This is a genomic window from Novosphingobium umbonatum (assembly GCF_004005905.1).
GTDB lineage: Bacteria > Pseudomonadota > Alphaproteobacteria > Sphingomonadales > Sphingomonadaceae > Novosphingobium > Novosphingobium umbonatum.
Window position 1 is genome coordinate 12687 of sequence record NZ_SACO01000019.1, and the last position, 19344, is coordinate 32030.

Consider the following 19344-nt stretch of genomic DNA (forward strand, 5'->3'; position numbering starts at 1 on the left):
ATCAGAATTTGTTGCGCAGACCAAAAGTGAAATAGCGGCCAACCGGATCATCGGCCACGGTAAACCCACCGATACGACCCGCCGGATTGCTGCCCGAAATATAGGCGGGCGCGGCGTCAAACAGGTTCTGCACGTTAAAGAACAGTTCCGGATTGCCCAGCGCAGGCTTGTTCATCGTATAGGACAGGTTGACCGAGGTAACGCTGCCTGCCTTCACATGATCCATGCCGTTGTAATAGACATTGGCCGGATTGGCATCGATATGCATCGGGCTGCGCCAGCGGTTCTGGACATCCACGCGGAAGGCATCGCTGACCTTGTAGCTCATCGTGCTGGTGATGCGCAGCTTGGGCGCGGGGCCCATGCCCACAGGTCCGGTGGTGACACCGCCCTGATCGGTGGTCTGCACACCGGCCTGCTCATAATAGATATGCGGCTGATAGGTCCCCATCACCCGCAAGGTCACCGGACGGCCAACCAAGCGCGTGGTATAGTTGACTTCACCATCCAGACCAAAGGTACGGATCGAACCGATGTTGAAAGGCTGCACGCTCCAGCGGGTCACCACATTGGCGGCGCTGGTATCGGTATAATTGCCCAGCGCGCGGGTTTGCAGCGAACAGAAAGGCGATGTGCCCCCGCTGGCATAGCAGGCCTGTTGATAGATCTGCGAAAAGCCGGGCGAAAGGATCACGGCATTGCTGATCTTGATCTGGTAATAATCCAGCGACAGGCTCAAGCCGCGCGCAAAGGAAGGCCGCCATACGCCGCCCACGGTCAAAGTATGTCCGACTTCTGCCGTCAGATTGGGATTGCCCTTGGTATCCTGCGCCACGGCGTAGGAAGGCTGGCCAGCGATCAGATAATCGGTCTGGGCATTGGTGACGGTGGATGTCGGGGCAAACAGATCATTGAGCGTAGGCGCACGAATATCGCGGCTGAGCGTGCCGCGCAGGCGGAAGTCATTGTCCACTTCCCACACACCGCCCAATTTCCAGGTCCAATACTGGCCCGACGTCTTGTAACTGGTGTAACGCGCCGCACCCGACAGCGACAGCGATTTGGCAAAAGGCTGATCCGTCAGCAGCGGGACTTCGGTTTCTGCCGAAACTTCCCATACGCGGTTGCTCACCGTCGGACTGGAGGCAAAGCTGTTGCGCCACAGGCCCTGACGCCCCTGAACACAATTGAGCAAACCCGCGCAATTGGCCAGATCGTTCGATTCCATATAGCTATGGGAATTGAAGCGGTCCTGACGCCACTCCACCGACAGGGCGCCCGAAATCGGTCCGGCCCAGCCCTCGACCAAAGGCCCATGAATATCGGCCGACAGGTCATCCAGATAGGTGTTCTGCGTGTAGGTGGAATTGGTCAGGAAATAGCCCATGGCCGATGCATCGCTGGCCGAGGGGCCAAACGGGTTCCATGGACGGCAGGAAGCATCGTCATTGCTGGCAATCGCATCGGCATTGATACCACAAACGATATTGCCCCCGACATTCACCGCGTCGAGCGAAGCGCGCAGCTTCTGCTCGTTCACATTGTTGCGGGCCAACAGATAAAGATGGGTCTGCCCATGGGTGTAATTCACGTTCCACTTGAACTTGCCCAAGGCACCATCAAGACCGGTGTTGATGGAGATCTGGGTGGAGTCGGTATTCTGGTCCAGCGGCACGCCCTGAACGATGCGGCTGAAATTGAAGGTCGAACCTGCCGCAGCCAAAGCACTGGCATAAGCGCCGCCAGCCATTTGCGCGATATAGGCGTTGGACGAGCGGATCGTCAGATTGTTGAGCGTCAGATCAATATCCAGCGCGCGGTTTTTCTTCAGATTGGCAGCGCCGGTGATGTAGAATTTCAGGCTGTCGCTAACATCAAAATCAAAGCGGCCAAAGAACTGGTGAGAGCGCAAGGATGCCTTGAGCGATGTGTCATAATAGCCGCCTGCGCCGCCCACTTGAAGACTTGCATCGGCAACGCCGGTCACCGGGCTGATCACCGAAGAGCCATTGACGAAGGGGCTCAACACGCCATTGGCCGAGAAGTACATCCCATTAAGCGCGCTGCTGGTGCCAGAAATGCGTCCGCCGAATGGCAAGTTGGGCGAATTGACGCCATAGGTCACATAGAACGGGTTGGCCGCCGTCCCCGCGCCCGAGGTGGTCAAACGCTGGAACCACGGACGCGAGGACCGGCTCATCACGCCTTTGTCGTCGCGGAATTCATAGCTGGCTTCAAAATGGCCGCGACCATCGAACAGCTTGGTGCCATAGGCCATGCCCGCCGAAACCTGCTGACCATCGCCATAGCGCGAGATGCCATATTGCAGATTGGTCTTGAGGCCATTGAAGTTCTTTTTGGTGATGAAATTCACCACGCCCGAAATGGCATCCGAGCCGTAAACCGCCGATGCACCACCCGTCACCGTTTCGACGCGGTCGAGCAGCATCTGGGGCACCATGTCGATATCCACCACATTGGTGGTCGAGGTCGGCGGCACGCGATGGCCATCCATCAGCACCAGATTGCGCTGTGCCCCCAAATTGCGCAGGTTCACCTGATTGGCAGCGCCATTGCCTGCACCTGAACCGCCAAACGAGGTCGGGCTGGACAGGGTTGAGCGAGACCCGGCCAGAACCGGCACCGATTGCAGCGTATCGGCCAGCGTCGAAGGACGCACATTGAGGAGATTTTCGGTGGTGACCACAGTCAATGGCACAGGGCTGGAATTGCCCGTGGCAATGCGCGATCCGGTCACGATGATCTCTGCCGGCTTCGCAGGATTGCCGGCATCGCCGCCCTCAGGCGCTGACGATTGCGCCAAGGCCGCAGCAGGCAAGGCCAGTAAGCTGACACTCGCCAGCATATATCTTGTCACCATCAGGCTATTCAATTCGACCTCCTGTTACCCAAACATGCCATCCGTTGGCCGATGCAGGCGGCAGGGACTGGGGCTTGGGGAGGTTCGCGAAACGCCTCTATAAAGGCGAATGCGGCGTCGAATGGCCTTATCATCTCGCCTCTGGCCCATCTCACCTCTGGCAAGATGGTTTCCCGCCTGCCCTCACCCATTTCCTGAACTGCCTGTTTGCTAAGGCCAACCGGATTTTGCAAACAATATTGATTCTCATATTGTTACCCATTTGATAGAGCCGCCGTGCAAAGCCCGCAATTATAAAGCTGACGCGGCCATGCAAGCATGCTGAATCTTGCCGAGGCGGGGGATAAGCTTCTCAATTTTTGATGGGAAAGGTGGACGCTATCCGATCAGGATAGCGCGCAATTTCGGCATTCCACGCATTCCATTTCTGTCATGCCTGCTGCAAACAGGGTGGCAAAAGTGCAACACATCCCACCTGACTTTGGATCAGGCGGGCACCACTAGATGGGAAAGTTAACGCGCTCTATGCGCCCGTGCTGCGTGCCAACGATGCTCGCTGACAGCCGATGTGCCCGTCCTGATGGATGGCGACAGCAGCAGCATTCGGCGCAACCGAAGTCCAAGGCACGCCAGGCCGAGCCTGCCACCGCAAGCTGCTTGGAGTAATTTCGATCAAACTTACGCCTTTGGGGAGCCGATCCCGTCAGACCCCCCCAAAGCGCCCTCCCATCACTTCATCTGCTCACCATAGGCCAAAGCGCATTGGTTGAGCGTGGTGAAATAGCGCTGCACACCGCCCACGCCCGCCACCAAAGCATTGGGCTCGCCAGCCTTACGTCTGGTGATGGCGATACTTTTGGCCACTACCAGATCATTTTCAGGATGGTTGGACAGGATGACATTTGCCCCCGCCTTGCGCGCCAGATCGGCAAAATGCCCCATGGTCGCCGCATATTGCGCAAAACGCAGCGGAGAATGAGGGAAATTGAAACCGGTGCCACCCAACAAGGCAACCTTATGCGGCTTTCCATGGTCGCTCACCGAAAAGATCAGCGATACGGTGCCCTGTGTATGACCGGGGGTAAAATGCATGGTCACGCTCTGCTGGCCCAGCTTCAGCACCTGCCCATCGGTAATCACCTTGTCACGCGGCGGAGCCGGATCGAAATAGGGCTTGTCCAGCGTGGTAGGCGAGAGTGTCCAATCCAGATCGCTCATCCAGACCGAGGGGTGATAGGTCTTTTGCAGCCAAGCCGCGCCGCCGTAATGGTCGCCATGGCCATGGGTGATGATCACATGTTTGATCCGCGCCGGATCCAGCCCCAATTGGCGAAGGCCTCCGGCGATCACATCCTCGGCCTCTTTGCCATTGTTGAGCGTGTCGATCAGGATGATCCCATCGCTGGTGTCGATCGCATAGGCCGAGACATTCGGCGCGCCCAGATAATAGAGATTATCGAACAATTTGGCAGGACGCGGCTTTTCACCCTCTTGCAGCGGCCCCTGACGCAGCACCTTGGCGCTGGGTAACGCCCAGCGCAAAGCCTCTGGCCGTGCCTGATTGCACAGCAGGAGCAAGCCAGGGAAATCATTCCCGGCCGCTTTTCTGGCGGCGGCAAAATGGGGCTCGGCGCCCGCCTTGATGCTGGTCCCCTGATCCACTTGGCGGAACTGGCCGCTGGCGGCCTGCTGCTCGGTCAATGGACCATTGGCGACGGGCTTGGGTGCGGCTTGCTGCGCCAGAGCGTTTGCCCCCAGCGCCAAGGCGGAGGTGACAGAAAGGCAGGCCAAGACAAAACGCATGGAGGTCTCCTGAAAGGAAGTCATGCCGGAACCGGCAGAAAATGGGTCCACATCAAAGGCTCTGCCGATGCCGGGCTTTCGATCTTGCGCAGGAAAGCCAATTGGCCATCGGGCAGGATATGGAACAGGCTGATCCCTGCCGCGACATGGGTGCCATCGCGCAAATCCATCGGCAACATGCAACTGGCCGCCAGCATTGTGCCATCGGGCGAAATGGCAAAGCTGCGCACATGGAACCCACGCAGATCGACCCGCTGGATCAATTGCGGCAGGCCGGTGCGCGGATGCAGGGCAAACACAGCGATGGAATTGTCCCCACCGGCAAAGACGCGGCGCCCTGCGACCTCGACCTGCGAACTGGCGCGATTGGTGACATAAAGCGCATGGCCGCGCGGATGGACATGGATCGCGCCGACCAGCGTGGTGGCCCCGTCAGCGCCTTTCGGCGGTTGGTCGGTGGTGGCGCAAACCAGTTCCGGTTCAGGGGACAGCGTGTCGCCCACAATCCGATGGGTATGCAACTGGTTCTGCCGCTCCAGCCCGACATAGGCCACAGGTTTGGTCGGGTGAAAGTCCAGATGCCTTGGCCCATAGCCCAGACCGCCTTTGCCCCCCACCGCAATGCTGGCCAAGGGCGAGAGCTGCCCTTGATCAAAACCCATCACTTTGAGCGCGCCGGGATCTTCGGGCCTGGTCGGAGTGGCATTGTTGCCCCGCGTCACCAATATGGCCGAGCGACCACGCGGCATGACACGGATTTGATGGGCAAAAATCCCCAGATCCAGCGCCTCGTGCTGCTCCACTCTCGCGCCTAACGTGCCATCGGGACGCAAGCGATGGACGCTGGCATTGGCGGGCGCATTATAGGCCACCAACACAAATCGCCCTGATGGATCAAGGCTCATATGCACCGGCCTTTGCGCCAGGGCCACCTCCTCGCCATGGGGTGTCAAAGCGCCACCACGCCCGATGGCCAGCGCCAAGAGGCGATGCACCTTGCCCGCCCCCACCGATCCCCCTGGCGCATCCGAGGTTGCGACATAAAGGAAACGGCCATCAGGATGCGGCCAGGCATATTGGATCGCCGAGGGCAGCGTAATGCTGCCCACCTCGCCCGTAGACCCTTGCGCCCCTTGCATCAGACGCCATTCCATCACCGCACCCGTGGCTACATAAAGCGCCAATGCCCGAGGCTTAACCGCCGCCATGGCTGGCATAGCCGAGGTGGCGGCGATAGCGGCCAGTCCTCTGGCCAAATCGCGGCGTTGAACAATCATGGCATTCTCCCTTTATCCGGTCTGGCCTGTTCGATGGCTATTTGATCGCTGCTGGTCACCTGGATACGACTGGTGATGCTGGCCGGAGCATGCTGGAGATGCCACACTGTATAGAGTTCAGCAAAGTTTTGCGCCGCTGACAGACCGTCAACCGGCACAACAACCTGAAAACCTCGCCCCGATGCGCCACTCGCCGTGTAGAGTACCGCGCCTTCAGCAGAGGTGCCCGTAATGATGACCGTGTCGATCCCATGCTGTTTCAGGATCTGCTCCAGATCGGAATGAAGGAACTTGTCGGCTCCGGCACGCACCATTGGCTCGCCTGCCAGAGGTTTTAACGGGGCCACCGGATCAGGAGGCACGACAGAACCAGCCTGACCTGCGCTGTATATCACCAGCATCCCAGCTGCCCGCGCCCGTTTGAGCAAAGCTTCGACAGGGGCAATGCTGCGCACGCAACTGGGCCTTTTTTCCGGCACGCAATTGACCGCCAACATATCAAGCACCAGCAAAGCCGAGCGTGCAGGCTTGACCGTCACAGGCACCAGCACAGGCGGCGCGGGGATGGCAACCTCTGCCCAGCGATCCACGATGGTTTGCCCCATGACGGGTGAGGCGCCAGCGATTGCCAAGGCTCCCCATCCGCATAGCAAAAGGCGCTTGCCCGCGATCACCACCGTAAACGTGCCCCCATGCGGAAGTAGCGCCCGACAGGATCGTCCCCCAAGGCGAAGCCACCGCGCAGGCCGGGACTACCCTGATCGGCGTAATTGGCGGTAATCGGTGCCGATTGGTTGAACAGATTGCTGATATTCAAATACATCTGCGCGCGCCCCGCCAAAGGCCCCTTCAACTTGGCCGTAATCGTCAAATTGCTGAAGGCCACCGCAGGCACGTCGGTGTTGGGGGTCGCATACAGCGTGGCATCGGGGCTTTGATGCATCTGGCCACGGATCTTGGTTTCCCAATCCAATGCCCATTGCTCGCTCGGTTCGAAATGGGCGAAAATGGCCGCACGGAATTTGGCACCGGCCGTATAGCTGGCCGGAGCCCCGACCGCGCCGGCGAAATCCTGACGGTTCACGCCCGGTTGCACAAAATAGATATGAGGCTGGTAAGTGACCAAAGCCCGCAGCGAGAACGGTTTGCTCACCAGAGTAGAGCGGAAATTGGCCTCGACATCCACGCCTTGCGTCGTCAGCGCCGCAACATTGACGGGCACCGAATACCAGCGCGTTACGGCATTGGCTTTCGATGTATCGCTCAAGGATCCGGGGCGCACTTGCAAGGAGCAGAAATAGGCATTGCCCGTATAGCAAGCATTCTGGCTGGCAACGTCCCAACCGTTGATACGGGTGATATAGTCGCTGACCTTGATGTGGTAGTAATCCAGCGCGAGGCTGAATTTTGCTGAAGGCTTGAACACCAACCCCAATGTGGTGGTCGATGCCACCTCTGGCCGAAGATTGACATTGCCCCCATTGACCACCTGCACCAATCCGCCCGCACCGGTCAGGTTGGAATTGGTCAGCAGGTCGGTATTGCTGTTCGAGAAAGTCACCGCATTGGTTTGATAGAGCTCATATAGGTTGGGTGCCCGAATGTCGCGCGAATGCGTCCCGCGCAGCGTCAAGGCCTTGGAGACATGCCAATCCAGCCCCGCCTTCCACGTGTATGCATTAAACCGTGTAACACGTGCAGGAGCAGAAAGGTCGGGATTGCCCTCCGCACGATAGCGGGCATAGCGATTGGCCAGATTGAGATTGACCGCATCGGCAAATGGCTTGTCCACCAACAATGGGATATTGGCTTCCAGCGCGCCTTCGATCACCGTCATCCCGACTTCAGGACGGGGCGCCACCGCACCATTATAGGTGGGCGAGCCCAGGTTGGTGGCGGTTGGCGTTACGCAATTATAGCGCAATCCTGTGCAATTAAGGGGAGCAAAGTCAATCGTCGGGCTGGTGCTGGTCAGCGATAGGGATTGTTTGCGCCATTCAGTGGACAGGGCCATTTGCACCGGACCGGCCCAGGTCGAAAACGGCGATCCGGCCAAATTGAAGCCCAGATCATGCGACGGCAATCGCGTGATAAATTCACCGCGGCTGCCTACATAATCAACCGCTGCCTGACTTTCCGAACTGGGACCAAACACATTGATAGGCACACAGCCCGGATAAAGTCCGGGATTGGTCAAGGTCACGTTACAAACAGTCTTGCCCGAGAACGGATCGACCACCGCATCCAGCGCCGCAGCAAGGCGACCGTTGTTAAACGTGTAATTGGACAGGGTCTGCAACCGGACCTGATTGTAAACATAGCCCAGATCCCATTTGAACCCGCCGATCTTGCCGTCCAACCCGATGTTGATCAGCACGTTCGACGTGTTGTTGTTCACATTGGAAGGTGGCACCAGCCCTTGGGCATATTTCTTGGAAAAAGTGAAAGTCTTGATACCCGCTGCGGCCAGTTGCATTTGATAGGCCGATGGCAGGAATGCATTGGTCGCACTGATCGTCAGATTCTGGCTATTAACATTTCCATAGAGGTTAAAGGCGCGATCCTGCGTCCAGGCAGCACTGACATAGCCATGCAACGCGTCCGACACATCATAATCGAACCGGCCATAGGCCTGCGTCTGGTTGGTCATAGGGATCAGGGATGGCGTCGTATCCCAGATCCCATCGCCGCCACTGGCCAGACTGCCCAATTTGGCGCCCGCCACAAAGGGCGACAACACGCCATTGCTGTTAAAACTGGTATTGAGCAGCGGGTTCGTCGCAGGGCCAGTGATCTTGCCGCCCCAAGTATACGCCGGATTGACCAGATTGCTGACGAGCGTGAAGGGATTGGCCTGCGAACCATTACCCTGCACCGTCCAGCGTCCGGCAAATTGCGGCCTTTGCCGGGCCAACAATCCGTCATTATGCAGGCTTTCGAAACTGGCCATGAAATGGCCACGTCCGTCGAACAGATTGGCGCCAAACGCGCCGCCAATCCGATAGGTTCCTGCATCGCCCTGCTGCGAAATGCCCCGTTGCATTTCCAGCTTCACGCCTTTGAACTTGCGATCAGTGATGAAATTCACCACCCCGCCAATCGCATCCGAGCCATAAACCGCCGAGGCGCCGCCGGTGACTACATCCACACGGGAAAGCAGCATTTGCGGCACGATATTGGCGTCAACCAAACCGTCCAATTGGGTGGGCGGAACGCGATGGCCATCATAAAGCAACAGGGTACGAACCGGCCCCAAACCGCGCAGATTGAGCGCATTGATCTGGTTGCTGCTTGCCTGGTTACCCGAGGCGCTGGACTGCGTCCCGCCGCGCGATCCGGCAAAGGCAGGTACATCCAGCAAGGCATCAAACACTGAACTGGGCTTGGTCGCTTGCAAAGCCTCCATTGTCACGACAGTGACCGGGATCGGACTATTGTTGCCATTGGCAATGACACGCGATCCGGTGACGATGATTTCCGCCTCAGCGGCTTTGACCGGCGCCTCTTGCCCCCAGGCAGGATCGACGATTCCCGTTAACGCGCACAAACTGACGCCCAGCAAAAGCCCTTTATGCGATGCCATCCCCATACCCTCTCTGCAAAGCGCTTTTCTAATGAAGCGCCACTTAATGTTTCTAAAATTGTGAACAATTATGCAAACAGAGTCAAGTCACAGTCTTTCTAAGAAAAACAGCGCTATCGGCGATAGGTCGCCGATAGCGCTGCCCGCAGACCGGCGCTTAGGGAATCAGGCTTGCGCGAAAATCGGGGCGACAGGCCACCAACGGCCGAAACGGCCAATAGCCATGGCCTCGATCCTGTCCCGCACCGATGCCAGCCCGCATTGGCGCGCATAGAACATCGGCCCTCCGCGATGACGCGGGAAACCATAGCCATGGACATAGGCGGTATCGATATCGCCTTCGCGCGCGGCAATGCCTTCGGACAGGATAAAGCCGCCTTCATTGGCCAAAGCCAACATGGTCCGCTCTACAATTTCTGCATCATCAATGGCCCGCGCGGTCACTCCGGCCTTGGCTCTGGCCACATCCAGCAGGGATTGTAGCGCCGGATTGACCACCGTGGCGCGTGAACCTGCCTCATAAAGATAAAAGCCCGCGCCGCTCTTGCGCCCCAAATCACCGCGCTCCACCAAGGCGTCATGGATCGCAAAGGCCAAGGGTTCAAAACTACCCTCCGGCATCACCGCACGAGCCTTATAGCCAATGTCGATGCCGGACAGATCGGCCACGGCAAATGGCCCCATCGCCATGCCAAAACGGGTCAAGGCGCCGTCGATCTGTTCAGGGCTCGCCCCTTCCAGCAGCAACAGGCCGGCTTCCCTATTATAGGCCCGCAACATGCGATTGCCGATGAAGCCGTGGCAGACGCCCGCCACCACCGCTACCTTGCCGGTGCTACGGGCAAATTGCATGGCGCTGGCCAAAACGGTGGGGCTGGTTTGCGCGCCACGCACCACTTCCAGCAGCTTCATAATATTGGCCGGGCTAAAGTAATGCAGGCCAACCACGTCCTGCGGGCGGCCGCTGGCACAAGCAATCTCGTCCAGATCGAGATAGGACGTGTTGGTAGCCAGAATAGCACCGGCCTTGGCGACATTCTGCAATTTGCCAAGTATCTCGCGTTTGACGCCCATGTCTTCAAAGGCTGCCTCGATAATCAAATCGCAATCGGCCAGAGCGGTATAATCGGTGCTGCCCGTGATACGCGCTTGCCGCTCCTGAGCCACAGTAGGCGCAAGGCGCCCCTTGGCTACACTATCGGCATAGGACTTGGCGACATTTCCCAAACCGCGCTGCAAGGCTTCTGGCGAGACTTCCACCAAGGTGACCCGATAGCCGCCATCGGCCACGCTGATGGCGATGCCTGTACCCATGGTTCCCGCGCCGATCACCCCGACATGGGAAATCGGCCGAACCTGTGCTGTAGCGCAATCCTCCGGCAATTTGGCGGCCGCCTTCTCGGCAAAGAAAATATGGCGCAGGGCCGCTGCTTCCTCGCTGCCGCGCAAAGCCAGAAACTGCTCGCGCTCTTTGGCTACCCCTTCGGCAAAAGGCGTGACCTGCGCCAGTTCGGCCAGTTCCAGCGCGACCAGAGGCGCCTTCGCTCCACGTGCGGCCCGCTTGATCTCGGCCGCCAGCTTGTCCCATGCCGCCTGATCATCGATTCCCCCACGCGCAGCGCGACAAGACAAGCGCCGATCCTGCACATCACGCCCCGCCAATCCGCGCGCAAAGTCCAAAGCGGCAGGCAAGGGGTCTCCTTCAATCACCTGATCCACCAGCCCCAGTTGGGTCGCCTTGTCAGCGCTCACGGGCTTACCCCCTGCGATGATGCGCGCCGCTTCAGCCGGATCGATCAGGCGCGGCAGGCGCTGGGTGCCCCCCGCCCCGGGCACCACACCCAGCGTCACTTCCGGCAAACCCAGTTTCGCCGATTTGGCAGCCACGCGGTAATGGCAACCCAGCGCCACTTCCAACCCACCGCCCAGCGCTGCGCCTTGGATCGCGGCCACCACCGGCTTGGGGCAGGCCTCGATCGCATCGATCACCTGCGGCAGATGCGGCGGCAAGGGGGGCTGGCCAAATTCGCGCACATCCGCGCCCGCAATGAAATTGCGCCCACCTCCCGCAATCGCCCCCGCAATCACCACCGCCACCACATCATCGGCCTGCGCCGCCGCCATGGCATCCAACAATCCCTGCCGCTCCACCTGAGACAGGGCGTTGACCGGAGGGTTGCTCACCTGCACCAGCAACACGCCTTCAACCAGTTCCAATTCCACCATGGCCGCACTCCTTTGCCCAAGGCCTCAGGGGCAACCATCGCCATCCATCGCGCGTCAAGCCTCAGCGAGACGGGGGATTGCCTTAAATCATTGATTTACGTTGATATTTATCGCGATTTCATCACATCATCGCAGTTTTCCATCACAGCAACGTAATTGTCCCCCGCCCCCGCACTTTGCATCACCGCCTTGATGACAGCCTGCTATCCAAGGGACAATTTATGACGGACGCCTATATTTGCGACGCGGTTCGCACCCCCATCGGGCGCTATGGCGGGGCGCTCGCCTCGATCCGGCCCGACGATCTGGGGGCGATCCCCTTGGCTGAATTGCTGCGCCGTCACCCACAAATCACAGGCGCGATAGAGGATGTGATCTTTGGTTGCGCCAATCAGGCCGGCGAGGACAATCGCAATGTGGCGCGCATGTCGGCCTTGCTGGCCGGATTGGGCGAAGGAACCACCGGCACCACCGTCAACCGCCTGTGCGGTTCGGGGATGGATGCGGTGGGCATCGCGGCCCGTGCTATCAAATCGGGCGAGGCCAATCTGTTGATCGCAGGCGGGGTGGAAAGCATGAGCCGCGCCCCCTTTGTCATGCCCAAGGCCGAAAGCGCCTTTTCGCGCAGCAATGCGGTATATGACACCACGATTGGCTGGCGTTTTGTGAACAAGGCGATGAAGGCGGGCTTTGGCGTCGATTCCATGCCCGAGACCGCCGAAAATGTGGCCAGCGATTTCGGCATCAGCCGTGAGGATCAAGACCGCTTTGCCTGCATAAGCCAGAGCCGCGCCGCCGCCGCGCAGGCCTCGGGCCGCTTTGACGCTGAAATCATCGCCGTGCCCGTCCCGCAACGCAAGGGCGATCCCTTGCTGGTGACACAGGACGAACACCCCCGCGCCACCACTTTGGATTCGCTGGCCAAATTGAAGCCCGTTGTCCGCCCCGATGGCACCGTCACCGCCGGCAATGCTTCGGGCGTCAATGATGGCGCCGCCGCGCTCATCATCGCCAGTAAGGCCGCAGTCGAGCAATATGGTCTGACCCCGCGGGCGCGGATACTGGGTATGGCGGTTGCCGGTGTGCCCCCCCGCATCATGGGCATCGGCCCGGCGCCTGCGTCGCTGGCCCTGGCGCAAAGGCTGGGTTTGTCCATCGCCGATTTCGATCTGGTCGAATTGAACGAGGCCTTTGCCAGTCAGGGCTTGGCGGTGCTGCGCGAATTGGGGCTGCCCGATGATGCGTCCCATGTGAACCCCCATGGTGGCGCCATCGCTTTGGGCCATCCTTTAGGCATGTCGGGTGCGCGTCTGGTGCTCACCGCCACAGAAGAATTGCAACGCAGCGGCGGGCGTCTGGCGCTGTGCACCATGTGCATCGGCGTGGGCCAAGGCATCGCCATGGCCATCGAAAGGGTTTGAGGAAGCAGCCATGACCAAGACTATCACCATGAGCCGCCGCCAATGGCTGGCCTTCAGCGGCGCGGCCGCAGCCAGTCTGGCGCTGGGCCCGATCGCCAATGCCGCCACGCGCCATCGCAAGATAGTGATCCGCGTCGATGATGTGGGCCATTCGCCGGTCCATAATATCGGCACCTTCGAAGCCATTGACGGCGGCATGGTCACCTCGGTGGACATTATGCTCGACAGCCCGGGAACGGTGGACGCGCTGGAGCGGCTCAAGGCCTATCCCTGGCTCTCGCTGGGCTGGCATGTGCATATGTGGGGAGCGCCAATCCTGCCCGCATCGCGCGTACCATCGCTGGTGGACAAGGGCGGCGAATTTGATGGACGCTTCCGCACCGATCTGGCGCGGGCCAGTGATGTCGTGGCCGAAGAGGCTGTGGCCGAATTGCGCGCCCAGTTGCAGCGATGCCAGCGCATTCTGGGGCGCGTCCCCGATACGGGCAAACTGGCCGACAATGGAACCCCATGGGGCCGAGCGATGAATGCGGTCAATGCCGAGGCCGGTATCGTATCGGGCTATGCCACGGTGCAACCCACCGGCGCCAAAGTGCTGGCCAAAATCCGCGCGGCACAGGCCAAGGGCGAGGAATGGGCCAAATATTACAACGCCAAGGGAGCGCCCGAAGTGCCCGCGCAGCCGCAATGGGCCCATGCCAAAATCCTGCAACTGGACGGCACCGAAGCCTATATTGACGTTTTGACCGATTCTGAAACAGAGTTGGAACTGCATTATGATCCGGTGCTCTATTACACGCAGGATCGCGCCGGTATCCTGACCCTGCCCGAGGATGTCATTGCCGTACAGGCATGGCATCCAGGCTATGTCGATTATTACGTCTATCGTCAGGGCGAACGTGCCAACCGTGCCCGCGCGCGCCAATTCACCGTCAACCGCACACAGGACGTTGCCGCCCTGCGCGATCCGCGCCTGAAGGACTGGATCAGGCGCAACGGGATCGAACTAGTCAACCAACGCGACGCCCTTTTCGGCAGCCGCGAATTCCAGAACCACCTGCGCGCCATTGGCAGCGATCTGGCCATCGGATAAATCTTCTTCGGGAGCCTATTATGACCAAGCTTTCCCTTCTGCTGGCCAGTGCAGCCCTTGCCGCCAGCCTTTCCCCACCGGCACAGGCCCAGCAACCGCCCGCCTCATGGCGTATGTCGGCCAAGGAAGTGCCGGTGGTGGATTACACGATCAACGCCGACCACTCGATCACTTTCACTTTGGCCGCACCCGATGCCAATTCGGCCGCGTTGATGTTTGGCGAACCGCAAATGGGGCGTAGCCTGCCCATGAGCAAAGGCGCCGATGGCCGATGGGTGGCAACCGTGCCCCCCGTCGAGCCGGATATTTACGAATATTCGGTCAAACTGGATGGTGCGGACCTACATCCCTCGATTCTGGAAGTGCCGTCCAATCCCCCCGCCTTTTGGCAGGTGCAGGACGTAGCCCATGGCTCGGTCAACATGCACAGCTATTATTCCAAGGTGCAGGGACGGATGCGCGGTGTGCATGTCTATGTGCCCGCCCAATATTATGCCCAGCCCAAGCGCCATTTCCCCGTGCTTTACCTATGGGCGGGGCGGTATGAGACCGAATGGGTCCGCACCGGCTATGCCAATGTGATCGCCGACAATCTGATCGCATCGGGTAAGGCCCAACCGATGATCATCGTGATGGGCAATAACACCACAGGTCCGCTCGCCTCCCCCGCTTTCAAAAATGCCGAGGTGATCGAGCAGGAATTGAAGGCCGAATTGATGCCCTTCATCGAAAGCCACTATCGCACGATCAACGACCGCGCCCATCGCGCCACGGCGGGTCTATCCTTTGGTGGCGGTACGGCCTTGATTGTCGGCCTGCGCAATCTGGACCGCTTTGGCGCGGTGGCCGAATTTGGCACCGGCGTGTTTGGCACATCGAAACCGGGCGAAGGTTCAGCCTCCTATCTGACCTATAACCCCGACACGATCACGCCTGATCTCTATGCCAAGCTGAAAGCGCCTGCGACCAGCCTGAAGCCTTTTTACATGTCGGTGGGCAAGGACGACGCGCGCAAGCCCAACCAGATCGCCGCCTATGAGGATTTCAAGAAGCACGGAATTGATCCGGTTTTCCAGATCGTTCCGGGCGACCATGAATACAAGGCTTTCCGCGCCTCTCTGGCCGACCTTTTGCCGCGTCTGTTCCGGTAACGCGGAAGCCGGTATAGCAAAAGGGGGCGGCGAGATCATCCCGCCGCCCCCTTCTCGTGAGAAGCCCCTGAGCGTTATTTATCACTGCGCCTTATTTATCCTTGCGCAGGATCAGCATGCCATCCTGTTCACCGCTATTGCCGAAGTAGAAAGGCCCGATTTTGGCGGATTTATCGCCCAGCACCGGCACGGCAGCCTGATTGAACTGCCCCTTGCCGATGCGGCGCAATTCAACGCTGTAATGCACCTTGGGCGCCTTATCCTTGCGGCAATAGATATGCAGGTTGAAGCGCTGGTTATGGCCGCCCTGAATGGCGAACATCTGGATACCCGACAGATCGCGCGGGGCGCATTCCTGATTGAGGTAATCAGCCATCTTCTGGGTCTGCGGGCCTTCGACATCCTCAAAGGCGCGCTCCTCCCATTTGGGCGGGAAAACCACATCCTGTGCCAAAACGGGCGCAACCGACCCCAGCCCCAAGGTCAGCACAACAACAGATCGGAACAGCATAGAACAGACCTCCTGATGGTGAAAATGCTTCGGCATCAAGCCAGCCCTTCCAGAAATTTCTCGGCATCCAGCGCCGCCTGACAACCGCTGGCCGCCGAGGTGCAGGCTTGACGATAGATCTGGTCCTGAACGTCGCCGGCGGCGAAAACCCCCGCAACGCTGGTGGCGGTAACTTGCCCCGCGCGGCCGCCGCGGGTGACGATATAGCCATTGTCCATCTCGAGCTGGCCCACGAACAGGTCGGTGTTGGGCTTGTGCCCGATGGCGATAAAAATGCCCTCCACCGGCTCCTCGCGGCTCTGGCCCGTTTGGGTGGAAACAAGGCGCATGGCCGAGACCGTGTCCTCGCCCAGCACCTCGTCCAGCGTGTGGTTCCAGATGATGGTAACCTTGCCCTCGCGTTCCTTCTCGAACAGCTTGTCCTGCAGGATCTTTTCCGCGCGGAACTTGTCACGGCGATGGACGATGGTGACATGGCTGGCGATATTGGTGAGGAAGAGGGCCTCCTCCACCGCCGTATTGCCACCGCCGATCACCGCGACAGGCTTGCCCTTGAAGTAATAGCCATCACAGGTGGCACAGGCTGAAACCCCGCGACCAAAGAAGGCCTCTTCGGACGGCAGGCCCAGATATTGCGCCGAAGCCCCAGTGCTGATGATCAGCGCATCGCATGTATAGCTGCCGGAATCGCCCTCCAGACGGAAGGGGCGCGAGGACAGGTCGGCAGTGTGGATCTGGTCAAATTCGAACTGTGTGCCGAACCGGTCGGCATGGTCAAAGAACCGCGCCATCAGATCGGGCCCCTGCACCCCTTGCGCATCGGCGGGCCAGTTGTCGACTTCGGTGGTGGTGGTCAATTGCCCGCCCTGCACCTCGCCCGTGATTAGCACCGGCGCCAGATTGGCGCGTGCGGCATAGACCGCCGCCGTATAGCCCGCAGGGCCCGATCCCAGAATAATCAGCTTGGAATGCGTCATAAAACCTCTCTTGCGGCGCGGGGCGCTCAGTAAACGACCTTGGCCGCTTTCAGGCGTTCCAATTCTTGCCCATCCATACCCAGCAGGCTGGTGAACACCTCATCGGTGTCCTGCCCCAGAATGGGCGCCGTGCCACGAATGGCCGTGGGCGTCTGTGACAGACGATAGGGCGAGGTGATGGTCTTGCGGCAGCCCAGCACGGGGTGATCCACTTCCTGCACCTGCCCGCGTGCCAGCACATGAGGGTCGTTGAACAGGTCCCCTGCCTTGAAGCAAGGCGTGGCGGCAACGCCTTGCGCCTGCAACAGATGCATCGCCTCGACATAGCTCTTGTCCACGCACCAAGCGGCGATCAGCGCGTCCAGTTCGGCCTCCCTGGCCTTGCGGATGGGCGCGGTGCGGAAATCTGCCGCCCATGCCGGATGACCCAGCGCGGCCACCAATCCTTGCCATTCCTGCTCATTTCCGACCGCGATCGAGAGCCATTCATCCTCGCCTGAACAGCGGTAGACATTATGCGGTGCCATCGTGGGATGGCTGTTGCCGTGGCGATGCGGGCTGCGGCCATTCATGGCGTAATCCATCATCTGGTCGCCGATCATCGAATTGATGACTTCCGAGGAGGAGGAGTCGATATATTGCCCCTTGCCGGTTTCCTGCCGGAATTTGAGCGCCACCATGGCCGCAAACACCGCCGCCGTGCCAGCTCGGGCATCGCCGCCAGAATTGGTCATCGTGTTGGGCTTCTTCTCGGCATAGCCGGTCAGATGCGATGTGCCCCCCACGCTGGTAAAGCATGGGTTGTAGGCGGCGTAGCGGCGCAATTTGCCCGTTGCGCCAAAGCCGGATAGCGAGAGCATGATGAGATCAGGCTTGACCTTCACCAATTCGACATAATCCAGCCCCAGCTTGGCCATCACGCCGGGGCGCATATTTTCCAGCACGATATCGGCGGTCGCCACCAATTGCTTGGCCAAGGCGCGGCCTTCCTCTGTGGTGAGGTTCAGGCTGACGCTCTTCTTGCCCAGATTGATTTCAAAGAAATTCGAATTGGCCTCCAGATTGGCCACCGCGCCCTTGCCATGTTGGGCACGCTGTTCATCGGGACGGGCACGGGTTTCGATCTTGATCACTTCGGCCCCCAGCGAGGCCAATTGCATCGTGCACCAGGGACCTGCCATCACATGGCCAAAATCGATGACGCGAATGCCGTTCAGGGCTGCCTTCATGGCACCATCTCCAATTCTGCCAAAATCTCGCGCGTATGTTGCCCCAGCAAAGGCGCGGGGCGCTTCGGCGGCAGGTTGACATTGGAAGGGCGCGTAGGCTGGGCGATATATTCCAGCGCCCCCGCCACGGGATGTTCGATGGTCACGAAATGGCCCCGCTCGCGGAATTGCTCCAGCTTGAACACACCCTCAGCCGTCAGGATCGGCGCGGCGGCAGAGCCCTCCTTCTGGATGGCGTGGAACAATTCATCCTGCGTGACCGTACGCGACCATTCGTTCAAACGTTTGCGCAATTCGGCATAATTGTCGCTGCGCCCCTTTTGCGTGTCGAACGGCGGCTGCGCGCCCCACTCGGGACAACCCATCGCCCGCCACAGGCCTTCCCACTGCTGTTGGCTGGACAGGATGACCACGGCGAATTCGCCGCCCTTGCATTCGACCAGACTTTCCAGCAACCGTCCCTTGCCGGTGCGGTTGGGGTTGACGCCTTCATCGGTAAAGCGGCGCAATTGCGAACGTTCCAGCGTCATCATCGCATGCTGGATCGACACATCGACATGCTGGCCCGTTCCGCTCGCCCCGTTCAAACCGCCATCGCGCCAGAACAAAGCCGCCAGCGTGGCCGTAGCCCCCGCCATACCGCCATCAAACAGGCCCAGATAGCCCGGCCCCTGACAGGGGGGCACATCCAGATTGATCGCCCACATTGGCAAGAGATAGCCCTGACCCGAGGCGTGATAAAGATTGAGGTGATAGGCCTTGTAGTCCTTATAAGGCCCCACTTGCCCGAAAGGCGTGATCGAGGTGACCACCAGACGCGGGTTCACCTTGGCCAGATCCTCATAGCCCAGCCCAAGCTTGGCCAGCGTGCCCGGCATCTTGTCCTCGATCAGCACATCAGCCGTCTTGATCAACTCGATAAAGGCGGCCTTGCCCTCCGGCGTTTCGATGTCCAGCTCGACCGAACGCTTGTTGGTGTTGAGATAAAGGAACGTGCCCGAGGCTTCTGGATTGGGCACATCGTCCTTGAACGGGCCGATATAGCGGGCATCATCGCCCCGGCCCGGCTTCTCAATCTTGATCACATCGGCGCCGAAATCGGCCAGCAGCTTGCCGCAATAGGGACCAGCCACGAAATCGGCCAGTTCAATCACGCGGGCTTTCAATCTGTCCATGGAATGGACCCTCCCCA

Annotated in this window: 13 protein-coding genes; 3 read left to right on the forward strand and 10 right to left on the reverse strand. The window is 59.7% G+C overall.

The window, feature by feature from the left end:
• Window position 1 precedes the first annotated feature (1 nt).
• The 6 genes from EOE18_RS16860 to EOE18_RS16885 all read right to left on the reverse strand — a co-directional run bounded on the left by EOE18_RS16860 (window position 2) and on the right by EOE18_RS16885 (window position 11770).
• Window positions 2-2881 (reverse strand): TonB-dependent receptor plug domain-containing protein, encoded by a 2880-nt coding sequence (locus EOE18_RS16860; RefSeq protein ID WP_127711695.1) that lies wholly within the window; start codon window positions 2879-2881, stop codon window positions 2-4.
• Between the two features lie 729 nt (window positions 2882-3610).
• A complete protein-coding gene (locus EOE18_RS16865) occupies window positions 3611-4684 on the reverse strand; it encodes an MBL fold metallo-hydrolase (protein WP_164852803.1) in 1074 nt (357 codons plus the stop codon).
• 20 nt (window positions 4685-4704) lie between these two features.
• Window positions 4705-5961 (reverse strand): lactonase family protein, encoded by a 1257-nt coding sequence (locus EOE18_RS16870; RefSeq protein WP_127711699.1) that lies wholly within the window; start codon window positions 5959-5961, stop codon window positions 4705-4707.
• Window positions 5958-6566 (reverse strand): cysteine hydrolase family protein, encoded by a 609-nt coding sequence (locus EOE18_RS16875; protein ID WP_127711701.1) that lies wholly within the window; start codon window positions 6564-6566, stop codon window positions 5958-5960. The genes EOE18_RS16870 and EOE18_RS16875 overlap by 4 nt, the downstream gene beginning before the upstream one ends.
• A gap of 65 nt (window positions 6567-6631) precedes the next feature.
• Window positions 6632-9544: a TonB-dependent receptor domain-containing protein gene (locus EOE18_RS16880; RefSeq protein ID WP_164852804.1), complete on the reverse strand. Its 2913-nt coding sequence runs from the start codon at window positions 9542-9544 to the stop codon at window positions 6632-6634.
• A 165-nt stretch (window positions 9545-9709) separates the two neighbouring features.
• On the reverse strand, window positions 9710-11770 hold the full coding sequence (locus EOE18_RS16885) for a 3-hydroxyacyl-CoA dehydrogenase NAD-binding domain-containing protein (RefSeq protein WP_127711705.1): 2061 nt from the start codon (window positions 11768-11770) through the stop codon (window positions 9710-9712).
• A 221-nt stretch (window positions 11771-11991) separates the two neighbouring features.
• On the opposite strand from EOE18_RS16885, the gene pcaF reads away from it, so the two are divergent.
• From pcaF to EOE18_RS16900, 3 genes are read left to right on the forward strand one after another with little or no spacing between them, the layout of a single operon-like run.
• Window positions 11992-13191, forward strand: a complete 1200-nt coding sequence (pcaF, locus tag EOE18_RS16890) for a 3-oxoadipyl-CoA thiolase (RefSeq protein WP_127711707.1) — start codon at window positions 11992-11994, stop codon at window positions 13189-13191.
• A gap of 10 nt (window positions 13192-13201) precedes the next feature.
• Window positions 13202-14284: a ChbG/HpnK family deacetylase gene (locus EOE18_RS16895; RefSeq protein WP_127711709.1), complete on the forward strand. Its 1083-nt coding sequence runs from the start codon at window positions 13202-13204 to the stop codon at window positions 14282-14284.
• A 20-nt stretch (window positions 14285-14304) separates the two neighbouring features.
• Entirely contained in the window at window positions 14305-15435 is a 1131-nt protein-coding gene (locus EOE18_RS16900; RefSeq protein ID WP_127711711.1) for an alpha/beta hydrolase-fold protein, read from the forward strand.
• Window positions 15436-15526: 91 nt separating this feature from the next.
• On the opposite strand, the gene EOE18_RS16905 is transcribed toward EOE18_RS16900, so the two are convergent.
• Genes EOE18_RS16905 through EOE18_RS16920 form a run of 4 tightly spaced genes read right to left on the reverse strand, consistent with a single transcriptional unit; the run spans window position 15527 to window position 19327 of the window.
• Entirely contained in the window at window positions 15527-15946 is a 420-nt protein-coding gene (locus EOE18_RS16905; RefSeq protein ID WP_127711713.1) for a hypothetical protein, read from the reverse strand.
• A gap of 35 nt (window positions 15947-15981) precedes the next feature.
• Window positions 15982-16923 (reverse strand): thioredoxin-disulfide reductase, encoded by a 942-nt coding sequence (trxB, locus tag EOE18_RS16910; RefSeq protein ID WP_127711715.1) that lies wholly within the window; start codon window positions 16921-16923, stop codon window positions 15982-15984.
• A gap of 26 nt (window positions 16924-16949) precedes the next feature.
• Window positions 16950-18152 (reverse strand): CaiB/BaiF CoA transferase family protein, encoded by a 1203-nt coding sequence (locus tag EOE18_RS16915; RefSeq protein ID WP_127711717.1) that lies wholly within the window; start codon window positions 18150-18152, stop codon window positions 16950-16952.
• On the reverse strand, window positions 18149-19327 hold the full coding sequence (locus tag EOE18_RS16920) for a CaiB/BaiF CoA transferase family protein (protein ID WP_127711718.1): 1179 nt from the start codon (window positions 19325-19327) through the stop codon (window positions 18149-18151). The genes EOE18_RS16915 and EOE18_RS16920 overlap by 4 nt, the downstream gene beginning before the upstream one ends.
• Window positions 19328-19344: the final 17 nt, after the last annotated feature.